Annotated in this window: 8 protein-coding genes; all 8 read left to right on the forward strand. The window is 53.3% G+C overall.

Annotated features, from left to right (window positions below; genetic code table 11):
• The first annotated feature begins 87 nt into the window (after positions 1 to 87).
• Positions 88 to 642: a sugar transferase gene (locus tag KJ869_04835; protein MBU1576517.1), complete on the forward strand. Its 555-nt coding sequence runs from the start codon at positions 88 to 90 to the stop codon at positions 640 to 642.
• Between the two features lie 280 nt (positions 643 to 922).
• Entirely contained in the window at positions 923 to 1,366 is a 444-nt protein-coding gene (locus KJ869_04840; protein ID MBU1576518.1) for a class I SAM-dependent methyltransferase, read from the forward strand.
• Positions 1,367 to 1,391: 25 nt separating this feature from the next.
• The gene (locus tag KJ869_04845; protein ID MBU1576519.1) at positions 1,392 to 3,275 is read left to right on the forward strand and encodes a polysaccharide biosynthesis protein; all 1,884 of its coding nucleotides are present in this window, start codon (positions 1,392 to 1,394) and stop codon (positions 3,273 to 3,275) included.
• A gap of 31 nt (positions 3,276 to 3,306) precedes the next feature.
• Positions 3,307 to 4,455, forward strand: a complete 1,149-nt coding sequence (locus KJ869_04850) for a DegT/DnrJ/EryC1/StrS family aminotransferase (protein ID MBU1576520.1) — start codon at positions 3,307 to 3,309, stop codon at positions 4,453 to 4,455.
• Positions 4,456 to 4,466: 11 nt separating this feature from the next.
• Positions 4,467 to 5,045 carry an N-acetyltransferase gene (locus KJ869_04855; protein ID MBU1576521.1) on the forward strand — a complete coding sequence of 193 codons (579 nt, stop codon included), beginning with the start codon at positions 4,467 to 4,469 and terminating at the stop codon, positions 5,043 to 5,045.
• On the forward strand, positions 5,042 to 6,115 hold the full coding sequence (locus KJ869_04860) for a bifunctional phosphoglucose/phosphomannose isomerase (protein MBU1576522.1): 1,074 nt from the start codon (positions 5,042 to 5,044) through the stop codon (positions 6,113 to 6,115). Before KJ869_04855 ends, KJ869_04860 begins: the two co-directional genes overlap by 4 nt.
• Positions 6,112 to 7,095 carry an NTP transferase domain-containing protein gene (locus tag KJ869_04865; protein MBU1576523.1) on the forward strand — a complete coding sequence of 328 codons (984 nt, stop codon included), beginning with the start codon at positions 6,112 to 6,114 and terminating at the stop codon, positions 7,093 to 7,095. Before KJ869_04860 ends, KJ869_04865 begins: the two co-directional genes overlap by 4 nt.
• A gap of 34 nt (positions 7,096 to 7,129) precedes the next feature.
• A partial coding sequence (locus KJ869_04870; protein MBU1576524.1) for a methionine adenosyltransferase occupies positions 7,130 to 7,734 on the forward strand: 605 nt, incomplete at its 3' end.

A 7,734-nucleotide genomic window follows, 5' to 3' on the forward strand; every position in this document is an offset into this window, starting at 1 on the left:
ATCACCATAATTTGGTTTCTGGTAGGCCTCTCAATCGCGATGAATAAAATGTTTTCACCAGACCAGGAATGCAATATATGATAGACAATGAACCGTCCATGTGATATAATATTAACCTCCCTGGCAATTGTTATCTCCTTGCCAGTGATGGTGTTATTGGCTGTGGTGATTGTCATTGATTCCAAAGGGCCGGCTTTTTTTATGCAGGACAGGGTGGGGCAAAACGGAAGATACTTTAAGATATACAAATTTCGCACCATGGTGTCCAATGCCGAAAGCAAGGGCCCGCTGTTGGCAGTCAGGGGAGATCCCAGGATTACCAGGTTCGGCAGATTCTTAAGGCGCTGGAGTTTGGACGAACTGCCGCAGCTTTTCAATATCATCAAAGGGGAGATGGCGGTAGTCGGCCCCCGCCCGGAGATCTCCCCGCTGGTCAAGACCTACTCTCCCTGGCAGCAAAAGGTGCTGTCGGTCAAACCTGGGCTGACCGGCTTTCCCCAGGTGATGGGGCGGGATGAACTGGATATGGATCAGAAGATCAGGCTGGATATATATTACATCAGAAGAAAAACCTTCTGTTTCGACCTGTGGATATTATTCCGGACAATCATCACCGTGATAAGCGGCAGAGGGGCATTTTGATCAAGGCCCAGAAAAGATAGGGATGGCCCGTATGGATGAGGTCGCTCAAATAGGGAAAAGATACCAAGACCGGAAAAAATCACCGGAGACAGGTACAGCCTGTTCAACCGGGGCAACCTGTTCATGTTGCAGCAGAGGGAACGGGTTCTGCTGAAGCTCCTGGAAAAGCACGGCAAACGGAATTTCGGCGATTATAAAATACTGGAGGTGGGCTGCGGTGAGGGATTCTGGCTGAGGGAGCTGATGAGATACGGGGCCATCCCGGCCAATCTTTATGGGGATGGATCTTCTGCCCGAAAGGGTGGAGAGGGCCAGGAGTTTGTATCCCAACATCAACATTACCCAGGGGAACTGCGAAACCTTGGCCTTCCCGGACCAGGAATTCGATATCGTACTTCAGAGTACCGTGTTCACTTCCATTCTCTCTGATCCGATGAAAAGAAACATCGCGGCCGAGATGCTCAGGGTGGTGAACCGGGAGGGGATCATCCTATGGTACGATTTCAGATATGATAATCCAAGAAACCCCGATGTCAAGGGGATAAAAAAAGCCGAGATCGTAAATTTGTTCCCCGGCTGTGATTTTGATTTTAAAACAACCACCCTGGTTCCGCCCCTGGCCCGAAGACTGGCCAAAGCAAGCTGGCTGCTATGCGAAGTATTATTCCTGGCGAAGCCGCTAGCCACCCATTTTCTGGCAGTCATTAAACCCAGATCGAAATAAATCAGTAGTATACAGAAATGAACCGATGAGATTTATAGAAAAAAAACGTTTGTGGATGCTGTTGGCGGATGTCCTGCTGCTGAATCTGTCGTTGTGGCTGGCTTTCAGCCTCAGGTTCGACTGGACCATCCCCCAGTATTACCGGGCCGAGTATTTCCGGATAGCTCTGTTCATCACCACCTTAAGGGTTTTGCTGCTGTTCTTCTCTGGGATTTACCGGGGGGTCTGGAGATATATCGGGGTCAATGATCTGGTCAATATTTTCAAAGCGGTCACTCTGGGCACTTTGCTTATAGCCGTTTCTTCCTTTTTGGTGCGCCGGGTATATTTCGCCCGGGTGGTGATGGGCCTGGAATGGCTGGACGGATATCCCCTGAGCGTGATGGTGGCAGAATGGCTGGGTGATATCATCATGATCGGAGGGCTCCGCCTGGGATTGAGGCTGTTCAACCAATATCAATCGGATGTTCATTCAAGAAACGTAGAGCGCAAAAGAATTCTGATAGTCGGCGCCGGCGATGCCGGGGAGATGGTGATCCGCCAGATGATGGCCCATCCGGAATACGGCTATCAACCGGTAGGTTTCATCGATGATGACCCCAAGAAAAAGGGCCGGGAGATCCATCGGATTCCCATCCTGGGTGGGCGGGCGGATATCGACCGCCTGGCGGAGGAAAATAAGGTCCAGGAGATAATAATCGCCATTCCTTCGGCGACGGGCTCGGTGGTCAGGGAAGTGGTCGAGCAGTGCCATTCGGCCAGACTGAAGTTTAAGATCGTCCCGGGGATAAAGGAGATAATCGAAGGTGGGGTCAGCATCAACCAGATCAGGGATATCGAGCTGGAGGATCTGTTGCGGCGGCCGCCGGTAAACATCGCCCTTGACGAGATAGCCGGGTATCTGAAAAATAAAACCATTATGGTCACCGGGGCCGGGGGCTCGATCGGTTCGGAGCTCTGCCGCCAGATCGTTTCTTTCAATCCCGGGTCGCTGCTCCTGCTGGGCAAGGGAGAGAACAGCCTTTATGAGATCACCACCGAACTTTCCCGCAGCCATCCGGGACAAAAAACAGAGACCCTGATCTGTGATGTGGCTGACGTCAAAAGGGCGGATCATATATTCGCCAAATATAAACCCCAGGTGGTTTTTCACGCCGCGGCGCATAAACATGTCCCCATGATGGAACATAACCCCGGCGAGGCGGTCAAGAACAATATCTTCGGCACCAAGGCGGTAGCCGAGGCGGCGATGAAATATAAAGCCGAAAGATTCGTCCTGATCTCCACCGACAAGGCGGTCAATCCCACCAGCGTGATGGGGGCCACCAAGCGTATCTCGGAAAAAATTATAATGAGGCTGGTAGGGCAGGACAAAACAAAATTTATGGCGGTGCGTTTCGGCAACGTGCTGGGGAGCCGCGGCAGTGTGGTCCCGCTGTTCAAAAAACAGATCGCCGCCGGAGGGCCGGTAACAGTCACCCATCCGGATATGGAACGCTATTTTATGACCATCCCCGAAGCCGTCCAATTGGTGATCCAGGCCGGGGCCATGGGCCAGGGCGGGGAGGTGTTCGTACTGGACATGGGCAAACCGGTAAAGATAGTGGACCTGGCCCGGGATATGATAAAACTTTCCGGGTTCGAACCCGATACGGATATTAAAATTGAATTTAGCGGGCTACGGCCAGGGGAAAAACTCTTTGAGGAATTGTTGACAGCAGAGGAAGGGATCAACGCTACCAAACATGCCCAGATATTCAGGGTAAAGGGAAAACACGCCAGGCTGAAAGAACTGCCTGGGATTCTGCCGGGCTTGCAGAAGGCCGCGATTTCCGGCGAGCATGATAAGGTGGTGAAATCCATCAGGAAAGTCATACCGACCTTCAGGGATGCAGAAAATGCGGGATGAAATATACTCAAACCGGCCCCGGCGGGAAACCATGCTGCCCTTCTCCCCGCCCGATATCGGGCAGGAGGAGATAGATGAGGTGGTCGATTCACTGCGCTCCGGGTGGATAACCACCGGGCCCAAGATCGCCAGGTTTGAACAGGCGCTGGGGGGGTACCTGGGGTGTGAAAATGTCATAGCTTTGAACTCCGCCACCGCCGGACTGTTTCTGTGCCTCAAGGTACTGGGCATCGGCCCGGGCGATGAAGTAATAACCACCCCCTACACTTTTGCCGCCACCGTCAATGTCATTCTGCATGCCGGAGCGGTCCCGGTGCTGGCGGATGTCTGCCGGGATGATTTTAATATCGATCCGGCACAGATCGAAAGGGCCGTGACCCCAAAAACCAGGGCAGTGATCCCGGTGCATTTCGCCGGACGAAGCTGCGATATGGATGCCATCGGCGCCATCGCCAAAAGGCATGATCTGGCTGTCATCGAGGATGCCGCCCACGCTATCGGTGCGGAATACCAGGGCCAGAAGATAGGTTCCATCAGTCGCTTCACCGTTTTCAGTTTTCATGCTGTGAAAAATGTCACCACCGGCGAGGGAGGGGCCATAACAACCAATGACAGCGGAATGGCCGACCGGCTCCGAACCATGGCCCTTCACGGGATGAACAAGGATGCCTGGAAAAGATTCGCCCCCGGCGGTAAGTGGCAGTATGATATCGTTACTCCGGGCTATAAATATAACATGATGGACCTCCAGGCGGCCCTGGGTATCCACCAGTTGCGCAAATTAGATGGTAATTTGATCAAGCGGAAAAATATTGTTGACCAATACCGCAATGGGCTGTCCGGAATTTCGCAGATCGCGCTGCCCGGGGATTCCGCCGACGGCCGCCATTGCTGGCACCTTTTCCCGCTGCTGATAGATTTCGCCAAATTGAAGATTGGTCGGGACCGGTTCATCGAACTGCTGCTACAGGAGAACATCAGCTCCAATGTGCATTATCTGCCGGTGCATTTGTTTTCCTATTACCAGGAGCAGATGGGGTTCAAGCCGGGAGATTTCCCGGTGGCGGAAGATCTGTCGGCCAGAGAGATCACCCTGCCGCTGTACACCCGATTGACGCCGGACGATGTGGACGATGTCATATTTGCGGTGAGAAAAATAATTTCCAACAACATAAAATAAAAGGTGCTTAAATGAGCGACTATTTTGTGCACGAGAGCGCATACGTCGACCAGCCGGCAGAGATCGGCAACGGGACCAAGATATGGCATTTCAGCCATGTATCCAAAGGAGCCAAAATCGGGCAGAACTGCTCACTGGGTCAGAACGTCTACGTAGGCAGTCGGGTGGAGATCGGCCATAACTGCAAGATACAGAACAATGTCTCGATCTACGACCTGGTGACCCTGGAGGACAACGTCTTCTGCGGGCCTTCCATGGTCTTTACCAATGATATGAACCCCCGGGCGGCCTTTCCCAAGGGCGGCAAATGGATCCCCACCCTGGTCAAAACCGGGGCCAGCCTGGGCGCCAACTGCACCATAGTCTGCGGCTACACCATAGGGAAACACGCCTTTGTGGCGGCCGGCTCGGTGGCCCGCTTCGATGTCCCCGATTACGCTATCGTGGCCGGGGTGCCGGCCAGGATCATCGGCTGGATGTGCGAGTGCGGTGGCCGGCTGGATTTCAGCAAAGCGGCCGAGTGTGCCTGCGGACCCTGCCAGAGAAAGTATCAGAAAAAATGCGATAATTTGGTGGAAAAAATACAATGACTGATCTGGATAACATCGACTCCCGATTGCTGGAAAAATTTGATCCGGCCGGCATGGGAAAGATAATCGCGGACTTTCCCTCGCAGTGCCGCCAGGCCGTCGAGATCGCCCGGAAAGCGGATGTCAAACTGCCCAGGACCGCCTATCGGAATATCGTGATCTGCGGGATGGGCGGCTCGGCCATCGCCGGGGATATTCTGGCTTCCTGCCTGGCAGACGTGATACCCTCGGCGATCTTTGTCCAGCGCAACTACGGTTTGCCGGGATGGGTGGGAACGGACGACCTGGTGATCGCCAGCAGCTATTCCGGGGAGACCGAGGAGACATTGTCTGATTTCGAGGAAGCCCTAAAAAGAAAATCCACCGTGGCGGCCATAACCTCCGGGGGAAAATTAAAGGAAAGGTGCCTATCTCTGGGTCTCCCATTCATAACCATACCCGGTGGATTGCCGCCCAGGGGTGCATTGGGATATTCATTTTTCGCCCTGCTGGGGTTATTCATATCAAGCGACCTGATATCCAATCAGGAAGAGGGGTTGAACGAGACATTGGATATCCTGGGAAAATTATCCGGCGACTATTCTGCCGACAAACCAGGCAAGGAGAATAAAGCCAAGCAGATCGCCTCGGATATTTACGGCTTTTTGCCGGTGGTTTACGCCTCCTCCGACCTGCTGGCTCCGGTGGCCAGGCGCTGGGCCAACCAGCTGAACGAGAATGCCAAAATACTTTCCTATTGGGCGGTGATGCCGGAATTGTGCCATAACGAGATCGTGGGCTGGGAAAAACTACCGGATCTCAGGGCGAAGGCCAAGATATTCCTCCTGCAGGATTCAGGCGATCACCCCAGGAACAGCTTGCGTTTTGATGTGCTACAGGATATAATTACCACTGAATCGGCCGGGATCATAAAAATTCAAAGCACCGGAATATCGAAATTAGCCCGTATGTTCTCCCTGCTGTACCTGGCTGATTTCATCAGCTATTATCTGGCCTTGCTTAACCAGGTGGATCCCATGCCGGTAAAGAGGATCGACCGCTTAAAATCGGTTCTTAAGGAAAGAAAATGAAAGTTATAATTCCGGTGGCCGGGGCCGGGACCCGTTTGCGGCCCCACACCCATTCCACGCCCAAGGTACTGATCTCGGTGGCGGGAAAGCCGATGATCGGCCATATCCTTGACCAGTTGGTAGGCTTGCCGATAGACCAGATCGTGATGGTGGTCGGCCAGATGGGCGATAAGATAAAAGAGTATGTGGACGGCCATTATAAATTCAAAGTAAAATACATCGTTCAGGAGGAGGCCAAAGGCCTGGCCGACGCCATTTATCTGACCAGGGATGTGGTAAAAAAAGACGATGCCCTGATAATCCTGGGCGACACCATATTCAGCACCGATTTTAAAAAACTGCTGTCCAAAAAAAGCAGCCAGATAGGGGTCAAGGAGGTCAGCGATCCCCGGCGCTTCGGAGTGGTGGAACATCTCCAGGGAAAGATCACCCGGCTAGTGGAAAAACCGGAACATCCCCAGAGCAACCTGGCCATCGTCGGCATCTACCTGATGAAAGACATGCCGAAGCTGTATAGCGCCATCGGCACCCTGATCGATAAAAAAATCAAGACCAAGGGCGAATATCAACTGACAGATGCTTTGCAAGTGCTGATCGACCGGGGCCAGACCATGGAGACCTTTACCGTCGACGGCTGGTACGATTGCGGCAAGCCCGAGACCCTGTTGGATACCAACCGGCAGTTGCTTGATCTGCATTCTCGGAAATCCGGTAAAAAGAAAATAAAAGGGGTGGTGATCAATAACCCGGTATCCATAGACCCTTCCGCCCGGATCGAAAAATCGGTGATCGGGCCCTATGTGTCAGTGGCCGCCGGGAGTCATGTAAAAAACGCCATAATCAGCGATACTATCATCGGCAAGAATGCATATCTGGAATCGATTATGCTTCAAAAATCCATCATAGGGGACAATGCCGTGGTCAAGGGCAAACAGCGGAAACTGAGCGTGGGAGACGGCTCCGAAGTTGACCTATCATAAACAAATATAAATCATAAAATTCAAGGAGTGGAAAATGGCGGAGAGACACCTTTTGACTTCCGAGTCGGTGACCGAAGGACATCCCGATAAGATGTGCGATCAGGTATCGGATGCGATACTGGACGCCATCCTGGATCAGGATATAAACGGCCGGGTGGCCTGCGAGACCCTGGTGACCACCGGGATGGTGCTGGTGGCGGGGGAGATATCAACCAATTGTTACATCGATATACCGCGGCTGGTCCGGGAGACCATCAAGGATATCGGCTACACCGACGCCAAGAGCGGGTTCGATTACGAGACCTGCGCGGTGATCACCTCTATTCAGGAACAGTCCTGCGACATCGCCATGGGGGTGGATACCGGCGGGGCCGGCGACCAGGGGATGATGTTCGGCTACGCCTGCAACGAGACCCCTGAGCTGATGCCGATGCCCATCAGCCTGGCCCACAAGCTCTGCAAGCGTTTGGCCGAGGTCCGCAAAAAGGGCACCATGGATTACCTGCGCCCCGACGGCAAGTCCCAGGTGACCATCGAATACGTCAACGGCGTGCCCAAGAGGGTGGACACCATCGTGGTCTCCACCCAGCATGACGCCAATGTCTCCGAGGACAAGGTCAAGCGGGATATCATCAAGCA

It is taken from the genome of Candidatus Edwardsbacteria bacterium (assembly GCA_018821925.1).
Taxonomy (GTDB): Bacteria; Edwardsbacteria; AC1; order AC1; family EtOH8; genus UBA2226.